The 19,501-nt window shown below is 72.1% G+C and carries 16 protein-coding genes; 6 read left to right on the top strand and 10 right to left on the bottom strand.

Annotation, left to right across the window (positions count from 1 at the left end; genetic code table 11):
• Positions 1 to 94 precede the first annotated feature (94 nt).
• A complete protein-coding gene (locus K3769_RS30925; protein WP_267029542.1) occupies positions 95 to 1,588 on the top strand; it encodes an amino acid permease in 1,494 nt (497 codons plus the stop codon).
• 33 nt (positions 1,589 to 1,621) lie between these two features.
• Here K3769_RS30925 and K3769_RS30930 read toward each other — a convergent pair whose 3' ends face one another.
• The gene (locus K3769_RS30930; protein WP_267029543.1) at positions 1,622 to 1,996 is read right to left on the bottom strand and encodes a PIN domain-containing protein; all 375 of its coding nucleotides are present in this window, start codon (positions 1,994 to 1,996) and stop codon (positions 1,622 to 1,624) included.
• A 57-nt stretch (positions 1,997 to 2,053) separates the two neighbouring features.
• On the opposite strand from K3769_RS30930, the gene K3769_RS30935 reads away from it, so the two are divergent.
• Positions 2,054 to 3,085 carry a PLL family lectin gene (locus K3769_RS30935; protein ID WP_267029544.1) on the top strand — a complete coding sequence of 344 codons (1,032 nt, stop codon included), beginning with the start codon at positions 2,054 to 2,056 and terminating at the stop codon, positions 3,083 to 3,085.
• Between the two features lie 166 nt (positions 3,086 to 3,251).
• Here K3769_RS30935 and K3769_RS30940 read toward each other — a convergent pair whose 3' ends face one another.
• From K3769_RS30940 to K3769_RS30960, 5 genes are all read right to left on the bottom strand, one after another.
• The gene (locus K3769_RS30940) at positions 3,252 to 5,378 is read right to left on the bottom strand and encodes a 3-hydroxyacyl-CoA dehydrogenase NAD-binding domain-containing protein (RefSeq protein WP_267029545.1); all 2,127 of its coding nucleotides are present in this window, start codon (positions 5,376 to 5,378) and stop codon (positions 3,252 to 3,254) included.
• On the bottom strand, positions 5,375 to 6,601 hold the full coding sequence (locus K3769_RS30945; RefSeq protein WP_267029546.1) for a thiolase family protein: 1,227 nt from the start codon (positions 6,599 to 6,601) through the stop codon (positions 5,375 to 5,377). The genes K3769_RS30940 and K3769_RS30945 overlap by 4 nt, the downstream gene beginning before the upstream one ends.
• 344 nt (positions 6,602 to 6,945) lie before the next feature.
• Positions 6,946 to 8,232 carry a ribonuclease D gene (locus K3769_RS30950; protein ID WP_267029547.1) on the bottom strand — a complete coding sequence of 429 codons (1,287 nt, stop codon included), beginning with the start codon at positions 8,230 to 8,232 and terminating at the stop codon, positions 6,946 to 6,948.
• 166 nt (positions 8,233 to 8,398) lie between these two features.
• Positions 8,399 to 9,061, bottom strand: a complete 663-nt coding sequence (locus K3769_RS30955) for a response regulator transcription factor (RefSeq protein ID WP_055514175.1) — start codon at positions 9,059 to 9,061, stop codon at positions 8,399 to 8,401.
• A gap of 505 nt (positions 9,062 to 9,566) precedes the next feature.
• Entirely contained in the window at positions 9,567 to 10,232 is a 666-nt protein-coding gene (locus K3769_RS30960; protein ID WP_267029548.1) for a DUF3000 domain-containing protein, read from the bottom strand.
• A 204-nt stretch (positions 10,233 to 10,436) separates the two neighbouring features.
• Here K3769_RS30960 and hemE point away from each other — a divergent pair, with 204 nt between their 5' ends.
• Positions 10,437 to 11,504, top strand: coding sequence for a uroporphyrinogen decarboxylase (hemE, locus tag K3769_RS30965; protein WP_267029549.1), 1,068 nt, complete (start codon positions 10,437 to 10,439; stop codon positions 11,502 to 11,504).
• Positions 11,505 to 11,573: 69 nt separating this feature from the next.
• On the opposite strand, the gene K3769_RS30970 is transcribed toward hemE, so the two are convergent.
• Positions 11,574 to 12,401 carry a rhomboid family intramembrane serine protease gene (locus K3769_RS30970; RefSeq protein WP_267029550.1) on the bottom strand — a complete coding sequence of 276 codons (828 nt, stop codon included), beginning with the start codon at positions 12,399 to 12,401 and terminating at the stop codon, positions 11,574 to 11,576.
• A 101-nt stretch (positions 12,402 to 12,502) separates the two neighbouring features.
• Between K3769_RS30970 and K3769_RS30975 the strand changes: the two genes are divergently transcribed.
• Positions 12,503 to 12,853: a hypothetical protein gene (locus K3769_RS30975; protein ID WP_267029551.1), complete on the top strand. Its 351-nt coding sequence runs from the start codon at positions 12,503 to 12,505 to the stop codon at positions 12,851 to 12,853.
• An 18-nt stretch (positions 12,854 to 12,871) separates the two neighbouring features.
• On the opposite strand, the gene K3769_RS30980 is transcribed toward K3769_RS30975, so the two are convergent.
• Both K3769_RS30980 and K3769_RS30985 read right to left on the bottom strand, forming a co-directional pair.
• On the bottom strand, positions 12,872 to 14,272 hold the full coding sequence (locus tag K3769_RS30980; protein WP_267029552.1) for an FAD-dependent oxidoreductase: 1,401 nt from the start codon (positions 14,270 to 14,272) through the stop codon (positions 12,872 to 12,874).
• 27 nt (positions 14,273 to 14,299) lie between these two features.
• A complete protein-coding gene (locus K3769_RS30985) occupies positions 14,300 to 15,319 on the bottom strand; it encodes a DUF4349 domain-containing protein (protein ID WP_267029553.1) in 1,020 nt (339 codons plus the stop codon).
• Between the two features lie 192 nt (positions 15,320 to 15,511).
• Here K3769_RS30985 and hemG point away from each other — a divergent pair, with 192 nt between their 5' ends.
• Together hemG and hemQ are read left to right on the top strand one after the other, a co-directional pair.
• The gene (gene hemG / locus K3769_RS30990; protein WP_267029554.1) at positions 15,512 to 17,005 is read left to right on the top strand and encodes a protoporphyrinogen oxidase; all 1,494 of its coding nucleotides are present in this window, start codon (positions 15,512 to 15,514) and stop codon (positions 17,003 to 17,005) included.
• A gap of 4 nt (positions 17,006 to 17,009) precedes the next feature.
• Positions 17,010 to 17,741 carry a hydrogen peroxide-dependent heme synthase gene (hemQ, locus tag K3769_RS30995; RefSeq protein ID WP_267029555.1) on the top strand — a complete coding sequence of 244 codons (732 nt, stop codon included), beginning with the start codon at positions 17,010 to 17,012 and terminating at the stop codon, positions 17,739 to 17,741.
• Between the two features lie 169 nt (positions 17,742 to 17,910).
• Here hemQ and K3769_RS31000 read toward each other — a convergent pair whose 3' ends face one another.
• Positions 17,911 to 19,488: an alpha/beta hydrolase gene (locus K3769_RS31000; RefSeq protein WP_267029556.1), complete on the bottom strand. Its 1,578-nt coding sequence runs from the start codon at positions 19,486 to 19,488 to the stop codon at positions 17,911 to 17,913.
• Positions 19,489 to 19,501 lie beyond the last annotated feature (13 nt).

A 19,501-nucleotide genomic window follows, 5' to 3' on the forward strand; every position in this document is an offset into this window, starting at 1 on the left:
ACCGGCCCATTCGCGTTAACACGCCCGAGCCGGGGCAGACGGACCACACCGCCTCTCGATCATGTCGAGGACGACAAGCGTGGGAGGTACGCCCGTGAGCAACACCCTCTTCAGGACGAAGAAGATCGAGCAGTCCATCCAGGACACCGAGGAACCGGAGCACGCGCTCAAGAAATCCCTGTCCGCCCTGGATCTGACCGTCTTCGGCGTCGGTGTCATCATCGGCACCGGCATCTTCGTCCTCACCGGCACGGTCGCCAAGAACAACGCCGGCCCCGCCGTCGCCCTGGCCTTCGTGGTGGCCGGGGTCGTCTGCGCGCTCGCTGCGCTCTGCTACGCCGAGTTCGCGTCCACGGTCCCGGTGGCCGGCTCCGCGTACACCTTCTCGTACGCCTCCCTCGGCGAACTGCCCGCCTGGATCATCGGCTGGGACCTCGTGCTGGAGTTCGCGCTCGGCACCGCGGTGGTCGCGGTCGGCTGGTCCGGCTACATCGCCTCGCTGCTCGACAACGCGGGCTGGCACCTGCCCGCGGCGCTCAGCGGCAGGGAGGGGGCCGACGGCTTCGGCTTCGACATCCTCGCCGCCGCCCTCGTCCTGGTGCTCACCGGCATCCTCGTGGTGGGTACGAAGCTCTCCGCGCGGGTCACCACCGTCGTGGTCGCCATCAAGGTGACCGTCGTCCTCGTCGTGATCATCGCCGGTGCCTTCTTCGTCAAGGGTGACAACTACGACCCGTTCGTCCCGAAGGCGAAGCCCGTGGAGGCGGGCAGCGGTCTCGACTCGCCGCTCATCCAGCTGATGTTCGGCTGGGCCCCCTCGAACTTCGGCGTGATGGGCATCTTCACCGCCGCCTCCGTCGTCTTCTTCGCCTTCATCGGCTTCGACGTCGTGGCCACGGCCGCCGAGGAGACGAAGAACCCCCAGCGGGACATGCCCCGCGGCATCCTCGGCTCCCTGCTCATCTGTACGACGCTGTACGTGGCGGTGTCGGTCGTCGTGACCGGCATGCAGCACTACACCGAGCTGTCCGTGGACGCCCCGCTCGCCGACGCCTTCAAGGCCACCGGGCATCCCTGGTACGCGGGCTTCATCAGCTTCGGCGCCGCCGTCGGCCTCACGACCGTCTGCATGATCCTGCTGCTCGGCCAGACCCGGGTCTTCTTCGCGATGAGCCGCGACGGACTGCTGCCGCGCTTCTTCTCGCACGTCCACCCGCGCTTCCGGACCCCGCACCGGCCGACCATCCTGCTCGGCGTGATCATCGCGATCGTGGCCGGCTTCACCAGCCTGAGCGAGCTGGCCGAGCTGGTGAACATCGGCACGCTGTTCGCGTTCGTCGTCGTCGCGGTCGGCGTGATCATCCTGCGCCGCACCCGCCCGGACCTGCCCCGCGCCTTCCGTACCCCGCTGGTCCCGATCCTGCCGATCGTCTCCGTCGCGGCCTCGCTGTGGCTGATGCTGAACCTGCCGGCCGAGACCTGGCTGCGGTTCGCGATCTGGATGGCCCTCGGCTTCCTCGTCTACTTCCTGTACGGCCGCTCGCACAGCCGCCTCGCCCGGGACAAGAAGGCGGCCGAAACCCCCTAGGGGCGGGCACGGGATCACGGGCGGACCGCGAGGTCACGGGCGTACGGTCCGCGGGCCCGTGACCTCGGCGCCCAACTCCGTCACCCTGCGCCGCAGTTCCCGGTCCGCCGTGACCACCAGGCGCGCACGGTCCGGGTGTTCGGCCACCAGCTCCACGATCCGGTCGTCCCCGCTGCCGGGCGCCGCCTCGACCCGGACGCCCGGCACGGACGTCACCCCGCGGGCGCCGCCCTCGACCACGAGGACCAGCTCCAGGGGCCCCGGGAGGCCCGGGAGGCCTTCGGCCGCGTACGGGACGAGCAGGTCCCGTACGCGCTCCGCGGCACCCCGGCGGTCGCGCCACCAGCCGTCGGGGACGGACCCCACCACGTTGGCGGCGTCGACGATCACTAGCGGGGCAGCGTCCATACGGCCAGGGTCGCACGGAGGGCGATCACCCGGCCCGATTAGAGTGGGGGAGTGTCAATGGCCCGCACACTCAACGGCAGCTGGCTCATACGGGGCCGGGACGGCAGACTCAGCGCCTACGCTCCGACGGACGAAGCGGTGTGGTGCTGGGCCGAGCAGCGTCCCGGCGGCCCCTGGGTGGCCCCCCGCCCCGTCGGCGGCGACCAGCGCCTCCACCCGGTGCTCGCCGTCGGCCAGGGCGCCGACGACTACGCCCACCTGGTCTCCTGGCGTCCGACGGGCGCCGACGAGGCGGGCCTCGTCCACTCCACCCACTTCCGGCCGCACCTCGCCGCGCTCGACTGGGAACGGCTCGGACACCCCAACACGAAGGGCGCGCAGACCGGCGTACCGGCCGTCACGGTGGACGCCGAGGGCCGCGCGCACGTCTTCGTACGCAACAGGGGCGGCGGGGTCAGCATGCGCGGCCAGAAGGAGCGCGGCGGCTGGGGCCCCTGGCGCGACCTCAAGGGCCGCGAGGTCACCGGCGAACTCGCCGCCGTCACCCGCGTGTCCGGACTCGTGGAGCTGTACGCGGCCACGCCGGCCGGCATCCTGCGCTGGACGCAGGCCGGGCCCGGTCACATCCCCGCGCTCGACGAGGAGCCGCTGAAGGCGGGGGTCCGGCCGGGCACCCTCCGGGCCCTGGCCACCTCCGACGAACACGTGACGCTTTTCTACACGGACGACAACGACATGGTGTGCGCGTGGCGGGCCGGCGCTGAACCGGCCGAACTCCTCCGGTGCGCCGGGCCCGGGCCGGTGTCCGCGATCCGGTGCACGCTCGACGGGGTCGACTGCACGCTGCTCGCGCAGCGGTCGTCGGGTGGGCGGGTCGCCTTCGCGGCGTATCCCACGGAGCAGGAGACGGCGGGGGCGTGGTGGACGGACTCGGGTCCGCAGCTTCCCGCTGACGCGGGGGTGTCGCTGGCGGAGGACGCGGCGGGGCGGGTGGTCGCGGCGTCCCTGGCGCCGTCCACGGGAGCCCTGCTCCTCACCCACCGCAAACCGGAACCGGGCCTGGCACTCGAAGCCTGGCAAAGCGTTTAGCCGCCCCCGCCGCCCCTACCCTCGCCCCCTGTCGCGCTGCGCGCTCGTCCTCGAACGCCGGACGGGCTGGAAATCCAGCCCGTCCGGCGTTTGAGGACCGGGGGTTCGGGGGCAGCGCCCCCATGCGTGGACGGGAACGGGTAGGGGCGGCGGGGGCGAGGAAGCCCTACGCCGGGACCGACGCCACTCCCGGTGCCAGGAACGGCTTGCCGTTCACGCGCTGGGAGACGCCCTCGCGGTCCAGGTACGGCGTGATGCCGCCCAGGTGGAACGGCCACCCCGCACCCGTGATCAGGCACAGGTCGATGTCCTGCGCCTCGGCCACGACCCCCTCGTCGAGCATGAGCCCGATCTCCTGAGCGACGGCGTCGAGGACGCGAGCACGGACCTGCTCCTCGCTCAGGACGACATCGCCCTGCCGCAGCAGCGCCGCGACCTCCGGGTCCAGCTCCGGCTTCCCGGAGTCGTACACGTAGAAGCCCCGCTTGCCCGCCTTCACGACCGCCGCCAGGTTCGGCGAGACCGTGAAGCGGTCCGGGAAGGCCCGGTGGAGCGTCTCGGAGACGTGCAGACCGATCGCGGGACCGACCAGTTCGAGAAGGACCAGCGGAGACATCGGCAGCCCCAGCGGTTCGACCGCCTTCTCGGCGACCGCGACCGGCGTGCCCTCGTCGATGACGTTCTGGATCTCTCCCATGAAGCGGGTGAGGATGCGGTTGACGACGAACGCCGGGGCGTCCTTCACCAGGACCGCGGTCTTCTTCAGCTTCTTGGCGACACCGAAGGCGGTCGCGAGCGAGGCGTCGTCCGTCGCCTCGCCCCGCACGATCTCCAGGAGCGGCAGGACCGCGACCGGGTTGAAGAAGTGGAAGCCCACGACCCGCTCGGGGTGCTTGAGCTTCGACGCCATCTCGGTCACCGACAGCGAGGAGGTGTTGGTGGCGAGGATCGCGTGCGCCGGGGCGACCGCCTCGACCTCCGCGAACACCTGCTGCTTGACGCCGATCTCCTCGAAGACGGCCTCGATGACGAAGTCGGCGTCGGAGAAGCCCTCGGCCTTGTCCAGGACGCCCGTGACGAGGGCCTTCAGGCGGTTGGCCTTGTCCTGGTTGACGCGGCCCTTGCCGAGCAGCTTGTCGATCTCGGCGTGGACGTAGCCCACACCCTTGTCGACCCGCTCCTGGTCGATGTCGGTCAGCACGACCGGCACCTCAAGGCGGCGCAGGAAGAGCAGGGCGAGCTGCGAGGCCATCAGACCGGCGCCGACGACACCGACCTTGGTGACCGGACGCGCGAGGGACTTGTCCGGGGCCCCGGCGGGACGCTTGCCGCGCTTCTGCACGAGGTTGAACGCGTAGATGCCGGAGCGCAGTTCACCGCCCATGATCAGGTCGGCGAGCGCCTTGTCCTCGGCGTCGAAGCCCTGCTGCAGGTCGCCGTTCTTCGCGGCGGCGATGATGTCGAGCGCGCGGTACGCGGCCGGGGCCGCCCCGTGCACCTTGCTGTCCGCGATGAAGCGGCCCTTGGCGACGGCCTGGTCCCAGGCCTCGCCGCGGTCGATGACCGGGCGGTCGACGACGATCTCGCCCTTGAGGACGGACGCCGTCCAGATCAGCGACTGCTCAAGGAAGTCCGCGCCCTCGAAGAGCGCGTCGGCGATCCCCAGCTCGTAGACCTGCACGCCCTTGAGCTGCTTGTTCTGGTTGAGCGAGTTCTCGATGATCACCGAGACGGCCTTGTCGGCGCCGATCAGGTTCGGCAGCAGGGCGCAGCCGCCCCAGCCGGGCACCAGACCGAGGAAGACCTCGGGGAGCGAGAAGGCGGGCAGGGACGCGGACACCGTGCGGTAGCTGCAGTGCAGACCGACCTCGACACCGCCGCCCATGGCCGCGCCGTTGTAGTACGCGAAGGTCGGCACCGCGAGTGCGGACAGCCGCTTGAAGACCTCGTGGCCGCCCTTGCCGATGGCGAGCGCGTCCTTGTGCTCCTTGAGCAGCTCGACGCCCTTCAGGTCCGCGCCGACGGCGAAGATGAACGGCTTGCCGGTGACGCCGACACCGACGATCTCGCCGGCCGAGGCCTCCTTCTCCACCTGGTCGATCGCGGCGTCGAGGTTCGCCAGCGAGGCCGGGCCGAAGGTGGTCGGCTTGGTGTGGTCGAAGCCGTTGTCCAGCGTGACGAGCGCGAAGCGCCCGGCGCCGAACGGCAGGTCGAGGTGGCGTACGTGCGCCGACGTCACGACCTCGTCGGGGAACAGCTCCGCTGCGCCCTTCAGGAGTTCAGTGGTGCTCACTTGTCGCCTCCGGCGTCCTTGTGGTGCGGGTTCTCCCAGATCACCGTGGCGCCCATGCCGAAGCCGACGCACATGGTGGTGAGGCCGTAACGGACCTCCGGCTGCTCCTCGAACTGGCGGGCCAGCTGCGTCATCAGCCGGACGCCGGAGGAGGCCAGCGGGTGGCCGTACGCGATGGCGCCGCCGTACTGGTTGACGCGCGTGTCGTCGTCGGCGATGCCGTAGTGCTCCAGGAACGCGAGGACCTGGACGGCGAAGGCCTCGTTGATCTCGAAGAGGTTGATGTCCTCGATCGACAGACCGGCCTTCGCGAGGGCCTTCTCGGTGGCCGGGATCGGGCCGTAGCCCATGACCTCCGGCTCGACGCCCGCGAAGGCGTACGAGACGAGCCGCATCCGTACGGGCAGGTCGTGCTCGCGGGCGAACTCCTCGGACGCGATGATCGAGGCGGTGGCGCCGTCGTTCAGACCGGCCGCGTTGCCGGCGGTGACCCGGCCGTGCACGCGGAACGGGGTCTTGAGGCCGGCCAGGTTCTCCAGGGTGGTACCCGGGCGCATCGGCTCGTCGGCGGTGACCAGGCCCCAGCCCGTCTCACCGACCTCCGCGTTGGTGTTGCGCACCGAGATCGGCACCAGGTCCTGCTGGATCTTGCCGTTGGCGTACGCCTTGGCGGCCTTCTCCTGCGAGCGCACGGCGTACTCGTCGGCGCGGAGCTTGGTGATCGTGGGGTAGCGGTCGTGCAGGTTCTCCGCGGTCATGCCCATGAAGAGGGCCGACTCGTCGACGAGCTTGTCGCTGACGAAGCGGGGGTTCGGGTCGACGCCCTCGCCCATGGGGTGGCGGCCCATGTGCTCGACACCGCCGGCGATGACGGCGTCGTACGCGCCGAAGGCGACGGAGCCGGCCGCGGTCGTCACGGCGGTCAGCGCGCCGGCGCACATGCGGTCGATCGAGTAGCCGGGCACGGACTGGGGCAGCCCGGCGAGGATGCCGGCCGTGCGGCCCAGCGTCAGGCCCTGGTCGCCGATCTGCGTGGTCGCGGCGATGGCGACCTCGTCGATCTTCTTCGGGTCGAGTCCGGGGTTGCGTCGCAGCAGCTCCCGGATCGCCTTCACGACGAGGTCGTCGGCGCGGGTCTCGTGGTAGATGCCCTTCGGGCCCGCCTTGCCGAACGGGGTGCGGACGCCGTCGACGAAGACGACGTCCCTGACGGTACGAGGCACGATGGCTCTCCTCCAGATGCGGATTGCACTACTGCGATGCGCTGAGCGCGCGCTCAGGAACCATGCTACTTACGAGTAACGTAGCTGCCCAGCCCCGCGGCCCGGAGCGGCGAAGGTCACACTTCCAGGGTGGCGGGATGCGCCGTTCACCGCTTCCTTCGAAAGGCGCGTCCGCGGGCCCGCTGCCGCAGGGGTGCGTGGTTCCCCGCGCTCCTGGCCCCGGTCCGCCTGCCGTCCGAGGATCTTGGCGTGATCTCGACGTCGCTGTTCCGCCGCGAGGGCCCGCTCGGGGGCGTTCACGTGGGGCGCGGCGAACGGCGCGCGCCCCACGTGGAAGCCGAGCCTCAGTCCTTGGTCTTGGGCTTCGCGGCCAGTGCGGCGACCAGTACGGGCGTGACCTGCGCGACCTGCCAGGCCCGGGCCCCGTACCCGGCGAGAGCGGCAGCGACGGAGGCCGCGTCCGGTGTCGACGGCGGCTCCCAGCAGACCCGCCGGACCGTGTCCGGGGTGATCAGGTTCTCCTGCGGCATGTGCAGGCTCTCCGCCAGTGCGGAGACCGCGGCCCGCGCGGCCGACAGCCGCGCCGCGGCGGCCGGGTCCTTCTCGGCCCAGGCGCGCGGCGGAGGCGGCCCGGTCAGCGGCTGGCCCGGCTGCGGCAGCTCGGCGTCGGGCAGTTCCTTCGCCCGGTCCACGGCCGCCTGCCACTGCTCCAGCTGGCGCCGGCCCATGCGGTGCCCGAAGCCGTTCAGCGCGGCGAGCGCGTGCACATTGGCCGGTACGGCCAGCGCGGCCTCGACGATCGCCCCGTCGCCGAGGATCTTGCCCGGCGAGATGTCCCGGCGCCGCGCGGCCCGGTCCCTGGTCTCCCACAGCTCCCGTACGACGGCCATCTGCCGGCGGCGGCGCACCTTGTGCATGCCCGACGTGCGGCGCCACGGGTCCTTGCGGGGCTCCGGCGGGGGTGCCGAGGCGATCGCGTCGAACTCCTCGCGGGCCCACTCCAGCTTGCCCTGCCGGTCGAGTTCCTTCTCCAGTGCGTCCCGCAGGTCGACGAGGAGTTCCACGTCGAGCGCGGCGTAGCGCAGCCACGGCTCGGGCAGCGGGCGGGTCGACCAGTCGACGGCCGAGTGCCCCTTCTCCAGTACGAAGCCCAGGACGCCCTCGACCATCGCGCCGAGCCCGACCCGCGGGAACCCGGCGAGGCGGCCGGCCAGCTCGGTGTCGAACAGGCGGGTGGGGACCATACCTATCTCCCGCAGGCACGGCAGGTCCTGGGTGGCCGCGTGCAGCACCCACTCCACTCCGGAGAGCGCCTCGCCGAGGCCCGACAGATCGGGGCAGGCGACGGGGTCGATGAGCGCGGTGCCCGCGCCCTCACGGCGCAGTTGCACCAGATACGCGCGCTGGCCGTAGCGGTAGCCGGACGCCCGCTCGGCGTCGACGGCGACGGGGCCGGTGCCGGCCGCGAAGGCGGCGATCGTCTCGGCGAGGGCGTCCTCGTCGGTGATCACCGGCGGAATTCCGTCGCGGGGCTCCAGCAAGGGGATCGGCGCCGGTTCGACGTCGTCCGGAGGAGCGCCTCCGGTGGTTCGCAGTGAACTGTCTGCTGCGGTCTCTTGGGCGTCGGTCACCTGTCAAGGGTATCTGTGTATGGCAGACGCCCGTCGACGGAACGTTCCGTCGACGGGCGTCTGGGGGTCGTAAACCAGTCAGGTCGGTGAATCCTGCATCAGCCGAGCGTCCTGGTCCGTGCGGAGGGGGGATTAGGTTCGGGTGAAGGGGACGATTCGGCGGGGGTCAGTGGATGATTCCCGTGCGCAGGGCCACCGCCACCATGCCGGCGCGGTCGCCCGTGCCGAGCTTGCGGGCGATGCGGGCGAGGTGGCTCTTGACGGTCAGCGCGGACAGGCCCATCGAGACGCCGATGGCCTTGTTCGACTGGCCCTCGGCCACCAGCCGGAGCACCTCGACCTCGCGGCCGGACAGCTCGCGGTAGCCGCCCGGGTGGCTCGGGGAACCCGGGGGGCGGCGGTGCATGCGGGCGGCGGCCGAGCCGATGGGGGCGACGCCCGGCCGGGTGGGAAGCCCGACGTTCGTACGGGTGCCGGTGACGACGTAGCCCTTGACGCCGCCCGCGAGGGCGTTGCGTACGGCGCCGATGTCGTCGGCGGCGGACAGGGCCAGGCCGTTCGGCCAGCCCGCGGCGCGGGTTTCGGACAGGAGGGTGAGGCCGGAGCCGTCGGGGAGATGGACGTCCGCGACACAGATGTCGCGGGGGTTGCCGATGCGGGGACGAGCCTCCGCGACGGACGAAGCCTCGATCACGTCGCGAACACCGAGCGCCCACAGATGGCGGGTGACGGTGGACCGCACGCGGGGGTCGGCCACGACCACCATCGCGGTCGGCTTGTTCGGGCGGTAGGCGACCAGGCTTGCGGGCTGCTCAAGGAGAACGGACACCAGGCCTCCGGGGGTGCGGGACGGGGGACCGGCTGTGGGGATGAAGCCGGGACGAACCGTGCTTTCAAGGTCACAGAGGTCTTCGGCAGCAAACCCGTCCGCCTTTAGAGAATGATCACGATGTGGTGAGTAATAATGCGTGCAATTCGGACGCACGATCGATCATCCGAAGATCGAAACGAGTCCGCTCCGCTTCGATACGAGGCCGAAAGTGGTCGTATCGATAAAAGGGCAAACGTGTTTTCGTGCAGGCCGCGGGTGGTCCGGGGGCGCGTGCGGGGGTCACGGGAGCGCGCTCGGGGCGCAGAAGTGACAGGCCACCCTCCGGAGGTCCCCCGGAAGGGGGAGGCCGGACGGAGGGTTGACGACGCCCCTCACCACACGACTGAAGCCGCGCCTCCCAGGAGGCGCGGCTTCGGACGGGGTGCCCCATCAGGGGCGCGGGGAACTGCGCGACCAGCCACGACGTACCCGCGGACAGAATCCGGGCCGCCGCGCGGAGCGCTCAGCGCGACTGGGGCCCCCGCCGCTGCGGCAGCGTCACCACAGACGCATCGCCGGGCGCGGCCGGTGGCAGGCCGGCGATCTGGGCGAGCAGATCGCACCAGGAGGCCAGATGTGACGCCGTGTCCGGAACCCCGCCCAGACCCTCGCGCGGAGTCCAGGACGCCCGGATCTCGATCTGCGACGCCGGGAGCCGCTCGGACAGGCCGCCGAAGTAGTGCGAGCCGGCCCGGGTGACCGTGCCGCTGGGCTCGCCGTACGACAGACCACGGGCCTGCAGCGCACCCGTCAGCCAGGACCAGCAGACTTCGGGGAGCAGCGGATCGGAGGCCATCTCCGGCTCCAGTTCCGCACGGACCAGCGTCACCAGGCGGAACGAGCCCTGCCAGGCGTCGTGTCCCGCCGGGTCGTGCAGCAGGATCAGCCGGCCGTCCGCCAGATCCTCGTCACCGTCGACGACGGCCGCCTCCAGTGCGTACGCGAACGGTGCGAGCCGTCGCGGTGCCTTCGTGGGATCGATCTCGATCTGCGGCCGCAACCGCGCGGCCCTCAACGCATCGACGGCGGCTCGAAAAGGCAGCGGAGCCCCCTCCGTCGTATCCCGCTCCCCCTCCTTCGGGTCGTTCGTTCCAGCGCCGTTCGACAGTCGTCCCTCAGCCGCAGCCATGCGGGGAAGATTAAGGGGAACAGAGCCTTTGCGCAGGGAGAGACACCCGTGCGCCGGACCACTGTCCGGATCGTGTTGCCGTGAAGCGCCCCCGAACGTGCCGTTTCGCGTGGGTACGGGACGGAGTGCGACGAGTGGCCGCGGGTCCGTCCCCGCGTCGGACCCCGGCTCCCGGTGCCCGCGGACCGTGCGAGACTTTTCGGTGTGAGCGTCATTGACCGCCCCAAGGGCCAGCAGCCGACCGCGACCTACGACTCCGCCTTCCTCAAGGCGTGCAGGCGTGAACCCGTGCCGCACACGCCCGTGTGGTTCATGCGGCAGGCCGGACGCTCACTGCCCGAGTACCTGAAGGTGCGCGAGGGCATCCCCATGCTGGAGTCCTGCATGCGGCCCGAGCTGGTCGCCGAGATCACCCTCCAGCCGGTCCGCCGGCACAAGGTGGACGCGGCGATCTACTTCAGCGACATCGTCGTACCGCTGAAGGCCATCGGTGTCGACCTGGACATCAAGCCCGGCGTGGGCCCCGTCGTCGAGAAGCCGATCCGCACCCGCGCCGACCTCGACCAGCTGCGCGACCTCACGCCGGACGACGTCTGGTACGTCACCGAGGCGATGGGGCTGCTCACCCGTGAGCTGGGCGGCACCCCCCTCATCGGCTTCGCGGGCGCGCCCTTCACCCTCGCGAGCTACCTCGTGGAGGGCGGCCCGTCCCGCAACCACGAGCACACCAAGTCCCTCATGTACGGCGATCCGCAACTCTGGGCAGACCTGCTCGACCGGCTCGCCGACATCACCGCCGCCTTCCTGAAGGTGCAGATCGAGGCGGGCGCCTCCGCCGTCCAGCTCTTCGACTCCTGGGTCGGCGCCCTCGCCCCCGCCGACTACCGGCGCTCGGTGCTGCCCGCCTCCGCGAAGGTCTTCCGGGCCGTCGAGTCGTACGGCGTTCCGCGCATCCACTTCGGGGTGGGTACGGGTGAGCTGCTGGGTCTGATGGGCGAGGCGGGCGCGGATGTCGTGGGCGTCGACTGGCGGGTGCCGCTGGACGAGGCGGCCCGGCGGGTCGGCCCCGGCCGGGCCCTTCAGGGCAACCTCGACCCCGCCGTGCTCTTCGCTCCGACCGAGGTCGTGGAGGCGAAGGCGCAGGAGGTGCTCGACGCCGCCGCGGGGCTTGAGGGGCATGTGTTCAACCTGGGGCACGGCGTGCTGCCGTCGATGGATCCGGACGCGTTGTCCCGGCTCGTGGAGTACGTGCAGACGAGTTCGGTCCGCTAGACGCTCACGGGTGCGGCTCCGCCGGGGCCCGCCGCGTGGTTTCCCGCACCCCTCCCGGGCGCGGGTCGCTCACCAGCGGTGGCTGGCCCTTCTGCCCCACAGGAGGCCGCGCGGCTGCGGTGGGGGCGGGGTGCCCCGGCGCAGGGGCCAGGCCAGGAGCATGCCCGTCAGGAAGCCGACCACGTGGGCCACGTACGCGACGGTGCCGGCCTCGGAGACGCCCCGGCCGGACGAGTACACCGCCTGCAGGCCGAACCAGAAGCCCAGCACGATCCAGGCGGGCAGCCGCAGCGGCAGGAAGATCAGGAACGGGACCAGGACCCAGACCCTGGCCCGTGGGTAGAGGACCAGATACGCGCCCAGCACTCCGGCGATCGCACCCGACGCGCCGATCAGCGGGTCGGTCGAGTCGGCGTTGACCAGCGCGAAGCCGTAGGCCGCCGCGTAGCCGCAGGCCACGTAGAACAGCGCGTAGCGGACGTGGCCGAGGCGGTCCTCGATGTTGTTGCCGAAGATCAGCAGGAAGAGCATGTTGCCGAGCAGGTGCACCCAGCCGCCGTGCACGAACATCGCCGTGAGGACCGACAGCTGCGGTGACTTGTCGTAGCCCGGCGGGCCGACGGCACAGCCTCGGCCGGTGGCGCCCACCCCCACGTCACCGGTGGGGACCGTCGCCGGGAGGTGCCCGTGGATCAGCTCCCGCGGGATCGCCGCCCAGTGCTCCAGGAAGGCGTGCAGCTGGCACAGCTGCGCCAGCTGGGACGGAGCGCTCTCGCCGGTGAGCGAACTCGCCACGCCCGGAGTGGCCAGGAAGACCACGAAGTTGGCGGCGATCAGCGCGTACGTCACATAGGGCGTGCGGCGGGCCGGGTTCACGTCATGGACGGGTATGACCACGAGGGAATCCTGCCCCGGTTCGGGGAGTCTGAACGGGCGCGGGGTCGCGTGCGTATGTTTCGGCAACCGCCAGTGATCCCGCAATACGTGAGGAACAGGTCATGAACGACCGAGCCGCTCAGCCGTTGATCGCCACGCCGGACGGCGAGGCGGAACTCGCCGTGGTCCTCAGGCTGTCCTGGGAGGACGTGGCCGCCCTGGGCCAGGAGGCGGGGCGGCTCGCCGCGAGCATGCAGCGGCCCGTGACGCTGGACGAGGCGGCGAGCCATCGGCTGCGGGCGCGGCAGGTGGGATCGCACGCGCGGCCCGCCGCCGCTGCCTCCGCCATGCCGGCGGCGGCGCCCGCCGTGGGCGGGCCCCAGGTCTCCGCGGTGTCGTCGTTGTCGCGGACGCCGGGGGAACAGGCCCGGCAGGCCATAGAGAAGATAAACGGCAACGCGCAGGGGGCTTGAGGGGCCGCGGACCCGGTCCTACCGCGCCGACTTGCGGACCGCTGTCACCGCCTTGCGGGCCGCCACCAGGATCGGGTCCCAGACCGGGGAGAACGGCGGGGCGTAGCCGAGGTCCAGGGCCGTCATCTGTTCCACCGTCATACCCGCCGTGAGGGCGACGGCGGCGATGTCCACACGCTTGGCGGCGCCCTCCCGGCCGACGATCTGGACACCCAGGAGGCGGCCGGTGCGCAGCTCGGCGAGCATCTTGACCGTCATGAGGTCGGCCTTCGGGTAGTAACCCGCGCTGTTCGTCGACTCGATCGTGACCGCCTCGAAGCGCAGCCCCGCCCGGTGCGCGTCCTTCTCGCGCAGACCGGTGCGGGCGATCTCCAGGTCGCAGACCTTGCTGACCGCCGTGCCCACGACACCGGGGAAGGTGGCGTAGCCGCCGCCGACGTTCGAACCGATCACCTGGCCGTGCTTGTTGGCGTGGGTGCCCAGCGCGATGTGGCGCTCGCTGCCCGACACCAGGTCCAGCACCTCGACGCAGTCGCCGCCCGCCCAGATGTTCTCGTGGCCGCGCACCCGCATGGCCAGGTCCGTCAGTAGTCCCCGGTGGTCGCCGAGCGGCAGCCCCGCGGCTTCGGCGAGCGCCGTCTCCGGCCGGACGCCGATGCCGAGGACCACGACGTCCGCCGGGTACTCGGCGTCCTCCGTGACGACCGCGCGCACCCGGCCGTCGTCACCGGTGAGGATCTTGGTGACCTCGGCGTCGTTCACCATGGTGATGTTCATGCCCTCCATGGCGTCGTGCACCAGGCGGCCCATGTCCGGGTCGAGCGTGGCCATCGGCTCCCTGCCGCGGTTGACGACCGTCACCTCGTACCCGCGGTTGATCAGCGCCTCGGCCATCTCCACACCGATGTAGCCCGCGCCGATCACGACCGCGCGCCGGCCCTCCGTACGGCTCAGCGTGTCGATGAGGGCCTGTCCGTCGTCGAGGGTCTGCACCCCGTGCACCCCGGGCGCGTCGATGCCGGGCAGCGGCGGACGCACCGGACGGGCGCCCGTCGCGATCACGAGCTTGTCGTACGACGTCCACGCCTCGGTCCCGGAGTCCAGGTCGCGGGAGCGCACCCGGCCGCCGTCGACGTCGAGTTCCGTTACCTCCGTACGCATCCGCAGGTCGATCCCGCGTTCCCGGTGCTCCTCGGGCGAGCGGGCGATCAGCTTGTCCCGGTCGTCGACCTCGCCGCCCACCCAGTACGGGATGCCGCACGCGGAGAAGGAGCTGAAGTGCCCCCGCTCGAAAGCGATGATCTCCAATGCGTCGGGGCCCTTCAGCCTGCGCGCCTGGGACGCGGCGGACATGCCCGCCGCGTCCCCTCCGACGACCACCAGACGCTCTTTCGTACGGTTCTCGCGACTCATAGTCATGCGAACACGCTACGGCGGTCCGGCATTTCAGTCCCGCTCAGGCTCGCCGCCCGTCGTCGGGGCCGGGGCCGGGGCCGGGGCCGGGCCCGGAGTCGCGGTCGCGGTCACCGTCGCGGGGCGCGGTGTCCGGCCGCGCAGGAAACGCGCCCAGAGGAACAGCAGCAGCGCCGCGCCCACCAGGAAGGGCAGCACCGCGCCCAGCGCCAGCGCGATCCAGCGGAACATCGTGACGAACGCGTCCCAGCCGCCCCCGAGCGCGTCGGCGAAACCGGGGTCGTCGTCCTCGGCGGCCTTCTTCACCGGTGTCTCGGACAGCGACAACGTGATCGTGGCCAGGCTCGTACGGTCCTTCAGGGAGGCCTGCTGGGCCAGCAGCGACTCCAGGTCGGCCTGGCGGGTGCTCAACTCGCCCTCCAGGGTGACCACATCGCTCAGCTTGGAGGCCCGGTCCATCAGCTCGCGGATCCGCGCCACGCTGGCCCGCTGCGTCTTGACGCGGCTCTCCACGTCGACGACCTGCCCGGTGACGTCCTCCGCCTTCGCCTTGAGGTCGAGGAGCTTGCCCGTGCCCGCCAGTTCGGTGCGGACCTCCTCGTACTTCTCCGCCGGGACCCGCAGGACGACACGGGACCGCTCGTGGCCCGCGGAGTCGCGGTCCGTGGTCTCGTCGCCGACCATGCCGCCGGCGTTCTCGACCACGGTGCGGGCCTCGGCGAGCGACTTCGGTACGTCCTTGACCCGCACGGTCAGCGAGGCGGTGTGGATGATGTGGGCGGTCGGGCCGGGCACCGGAGCGGTCTGCTCGCCCTTGCCGCCGCCCGCGCCGCTGTCGGCCGCGCTGCCGTCGGCCGCCGCGCCCGCTCCCGTGTCCCTGGCGTCCGAGCGGGCGGCCTTGTCGCCGGCCGAGCTGTCCGCCCCGCCGTCGGCCGGGCTGCTGCACCCGGTGAGGGCGAGGGCGCCGGAGAGCAGCAGCACCGCCAGCCCCTGTACGGGCCGGCCGGGCCGGACGGACCGGTGTCGAGTCGTGCCACTGCCGTGTGTCCGCATGTCGGTGTACCCCCGAGGTGTCGTGATGAGCGTCGTGACGACTTACGTTCCTTCGACGCCCGAGCACCGCAGGACGTTGGCCGGTTCCGGTCCCGAAGAGGTCACGGTCCGGCCTCGTCACGGACACCCTCGTCGCGCGCCGGGGCGCCGGGGGCCCGGGAGAGGGCGTGCCGGGTCTGGGACAGTGGACACATGCACGCAGACACACCTACGGGCCCGGGGCACGTCGTCGTCATCGGGGGCGGCATCGCCGGTCTGGCCGCCGCGCACCGGCTGCTGGACGGCGGCGCGCACGTGACCGTCCTGGAGGCCTCCGACCGGCTCGGCGGCAAGCTGCTGCCGGGCTCGATCGCGGGCGCCCGGGTCGACCTCGGCGCCGAGTCGATGCTCGCGCGACGGCCCGAGGCGGTCGCGCTGGCCCGCCGGGTCGGTCTCGCCGACCGGCTCCGGCCGCCGAACACGGCGGGCGCCTCGATCTGGACGCGCGGGGCCCTGCGGCCCATGCCCAAGGGACACGTCATGGGGGTCCCCGCCGACGCGGCGGCCCTCTCCGGGGTGCTCTCCGACGAAGGACTGCGCCGCATCGAGCGCGACCGCGAACTGCCGCGCACGGAGGTCGGCGACGACGTGGCGGTGGGCGCCTTCGTCGCCGAGCGCCTCGGCCGCGAGGTCGTCGACCGGCTCGTCGAGCCCCTGCTCGGCGGGGTCTACGCGGGCGACGCGTACCGCATTTCGATGCGTTCGGCCGTCCCGCAGCTCTTCGAGGCCGCCCGTGCGCACGCCTCGCTGACGGAGGCGGTCCGCGAGATCCAGGCGAAGGCCGCGCGCGGCCTCAGGCCGGACCAGCCGGCCGGCCCGGTCTTCATGGGCATCGAGGGCGGCGTCGGCCGACTGCCGCTCGCGGTCGCCGAGTGGGTACGCGCCCGGGGCGGGGAGATCGTCACGGGAGCGCCGGTCACGGAGCTGCGACGGGTCACGGGCGACGCGGCCGGCGCGGCACGGCGGGAGGGCTGGCGGGTCGTCACGGCCGACCGGACCCTGGTGGCCGACGCCGTCGTCGTGGCGGTCCCCGCGGGCGCCGCCGCCGCACTGCTCGCCGCCGAGGCCCCCGCCGCGGCGGCCGAGGTCGCGGCCGTCGAGTACGCCTCCATGGCGCTGATCACCCTCGCCTACCGCCGGGACGGGACCGCCCTCCCCGAAGGCAGCGGTTTCCTGGTCCCGCCCGTCGACGGGCGGACCATCAAGGCGTCGACGTTCGCGTCCCAGAAGTGGGGCTGGATCGCCGAGGAGAACCCGGACACGGTGGTCCTGCGCACCTCCGTGGGCCGCTACGGGGAGACGGAGATCCTCGGCCGCGAGGACGCCGACCTCGTCGAGGTGTCCCGGCACGACCTGCGCGAGGCCACCGGCCTCACCGCGGAGCCCTTGGAGACCCGGGTGACCCGCTGGGACGACGGCCTGCCCCAGTACCCGGTCGGGCACCACGCGCGCGTGGCCCGCATCCGCGAACACGTCGCGAAGCTGCCGGGCCTCGCCGTGTGCGGAGCGGCGTACGACGGGGTGGGCATCCCGGCCTGCGTCGCGAGCGCGAACGCCGCCGTGGACCGGCTGCGGGGCGACGACCGGCTGACGGACGCGCTGACCGCCGACCCGGTGCAGAGCCTGCACGGCGGAGCGGGAGAATAGCCCCATGAGTGACGACGCCCCCACCACCGGCCCGGCCAGGACCCCGAACGCCGGCAAGAAGGCCAAGGACCTCAACGAGGTCATCCGCTACACCCTGTGGTCCGTGTTCAAACTGCGCGACGTGCTCCCCGAAGACCGTGCCGGTTACGCGGACGAGGTCCAGGAGCTGTTCGACCAGCTCGCAGCCAAGGACGTCACGGTCCGCGGCACGTACGACGTGTCCGGGCTGCGCGCCGACGCCGACGTCATGATCTGGTGGCACGCCGAGACCGCCGACCAGCTGCAGGAGGCGTACAACCTCTTCCGGCGTACGAAGCTGGGGCGCGCGCTGGAGCCGGTCTGGTCGAACATGGCGCTGCACCGGCCGGCGGAGTTCAACCGCTCGCACGTGCCGGCGTTCCTCGCAGACGAGACGCCGCGCGACTACATCAGCGTGTATCCGTTCGTGCGCTCCTACGACTGGTACCTGCTGCCGGACGAGGACCGCCGCCGGATGCTCGCGGACCACGGGAAGATGGCGCGCGGCTACCCGGACGTGCGGGCCAACACGGTCGCGTCGTTCTCGCTGGGCGACTACGAGTGGATCCTCGCGTTCGAGGCGGACGAGCTGTACCGCATCGTGGACCTGATGCGCCACCTCCGCGCGTCGGAGGCCCGCATGCACGTCCGCGAGGAGGTCCCGTTCTACACGGGCCGCCGAAAGTCGGTAACGGAACTGGTAGCGGCCCTGGCCTGACCCCTTCAGGGGCAGGGCTTTTCGGGGGCGCGGGGAACGGCGCAGTCTTTTGTCTTTAGGGGCGCGGGGAACGGCGCAGTCTTTGGCTTGTAGGGGGCGCGGGGAACGGCGCAGTCCTTCGCCCACGCGCCGCCGACCGCACCGTTCCCCGCGCCCCCGAAGGGCGCCCCTAGCGGGGCTCCGGGGGCGCGTGCGGACCGCAGGTCGCCCGGGCCCCCGGAACCCGCCCCTCCAACAGGTACGCCTCCAAGTGGGCGTTCACGCACGCGTTCGGCCCGCCCCCGATCCCGTGCGACCCGGCCCCCGACTCCGTGACCAGGGAGGACCCCGCCAGACGCCGGTGCATCTCCACCGCCCCCGCGTACGGCGCCGCCGCGTCCCGTTCCGCCGCGAGGACGAGCGTGGGTGCCAGTTCACCCGGGAACGTACGGACGTCGAGCGGCCGTTGGCGCGGCAGCGGCCAGTAGGCGCACGGCAGGTTCGTCCAGACGTTGGACCACGTCTCGAAGGGCGCCACGCGCGCGAGACGCGTGTTGTCGCGGTCCCAGGTGTGCCAGGCCCGCGGCCAGGGCGCGTCGTTGCACTCGATCGCGGTGTAGACGGCCTTGCTGTTCTCCGCCTCCTTCACCGCGTCCTCGTGCGGCCCCGCCTGCCGGATCAGCTGTTTCGGATCGCCCTTCAGATACGCGGAGAGCGCCCGCGCGCGGTGCGGCCAGTAGTCGTCGTAGTACCCGGCCTGCAGGAACGCGCCCTGCAGCTGCCCCGGTCCGACCACACCGCCCGCCGGTTCCGCCGCGAGCCGCGCCTCCGCCCGCTCGTAACTGCGCTGCACCTCCCGTGCCGTGTGGCCCAGCCCGTACACCGTGTCGTGCCGGGCGGTCCAGGCGCGGAAGTCGGCCCAGCGGCCCTCGAAGGCGGCCGACTGGTCGAGGTTGTTGCCGTACCAGACCTTCGCCGGGTCCGGGTTCACGGCCGAGTCGAGGACCATCCGGCGTACGTGCGAGGGGAACAGCTCCGCGTACAGGGCCCCGAAGTAGGTGCCGTAGGACGCCCCCATGAAGGTCAGCCTCCGCTCGCCCAGGGCCGCGCGCAGGACGTCCAGGTCGCGGGCGTTGTTGACTGAGGTGAAGTGCCTGATCGCGCGGCCCGACCGCTCGACACAGCCCCGCGCGTATGCCTTCGCCCGGGCGACGCGCTCCTCCTTGTACGCCGGCGAGGGGTTCGTCGGCGACGGCGTGGGCCCCCTCAGGAGCCGCTTCGGGTCCTGGCAGGACAGCGGGGCCGAGCGGGCCACCCCGCGCGGGGCGTACCCGACGAGGTCGTACGCCGACGCGATGCGCTTCCACTCCGGGACCATGCCGATCAGCGGGAAGTACATGCCGGACGCGCCGGGGCCGCCAGGGTTGTAGACGAGCGCGCCCTGCCGGGGGACGGAGCGTTCGCGGTGTGCGGCGTCCTTGCCGGTCGCCCGCACCCGGCTGACGGTCAGCTCGATCTGCTCGCCGTCGGGGTGCGCGTAGTCGAGCGGGACCCGCACCGTGCCGCACCGCAGGGTGGCCGGCCCCTCCTCGTCCTCGGAACACCTCCCGAAGCGGATGCCTTCGACGGCGGCGCGTTCGGCGGCGACCGCCGTGCCGTGCCGCTCGGCCCAGCCGGACGAGGCCCGGGCGCTTCCCGCCGGTGCGACGGCGAGGACGGCGGTCAGGAGCAGGGACCCGGCCGTTCCCCGGAGGACGGCAGCTCGCATCAGGTTCCCTTCA

It is taken from the genome of Streptomyces ortus (assembly GCF_026341275.1).
GTDB lineage: Bacteria > Actinomycetota > Actinomycetes > Streptomycetales > Streptomycetaceae > Streptomyces > Streptomyces ortus.

What these genes read in the sequence shown, in the direction of transcription:
- K3769_RS30930 (WP_267029543.1), bottom strand. Translation starts at nt 1,996, where the DNA reads ATGGACGCTGCCCCGCTAGTGATCGTCGACGCCGCCAACGTGGTGGGG.
- K3769_RS30935 (WP_267029544.1), top strand. Translation starts at nt 2,054, where the DNA reads ATGGCCCGCACACTCAACGGCAGCTGGCTCATACGGGGCCGGGACGGC.
- K3769_RS30960 (WP_267029548.1), bottom strand. Translation starts at nt 10,232, where the DNA reads ATGGCTGCGGCTGAGGGACGACTGTCGAACGGCGCTGGAACGAACGAC.
- K3769_RS30975 (WP_267029551.1), top strand. Translation starts at nt 12,503, where the DNA reads ATGAACGACCGAGCCGCTCAGCCGTTGATCGCCACGCCGGACGGCGAG.
- K3769_RS30980 (WP_267029552.1), bottom strand. Translation starts at nt 14,272, where the DNA reads ATGACTATGAGTCGCGAGAACCGTACGAAAGAGCGTCTGGTGGTCGTC.
- K3769_RS30985 (WP_267029553.1), bottom strand. Translation starts at nt 15,319, where the DNA reads ATGCGGACACACGGCAGTGGCACGACTCGACACCGGTCCGTCCGGCCC.
- hemG (WP_267029554.1), top strand. Translation starts at nt 15,512, where the DNA reads ATGCACGCAGACACACCTACGGGCCCGGGGCACGTCGTCGTCATCGGG.
- hemQ (WP_267029555.1), top strand. Translation starts at nt 17,010, where the DNA reads ATGAGTGACGACGCCCCCACCACCGGCCCGGCCAGGACCCCGAACGCC.
- K3769_RS31000 (WP_267029556.1), bottom strand. Translation starts at nt 19,488, where the DNA reads ATGCGAGCTGCCGTCCTCCGGGGAACGGCCGGGTCCCTGCTCCTGACC.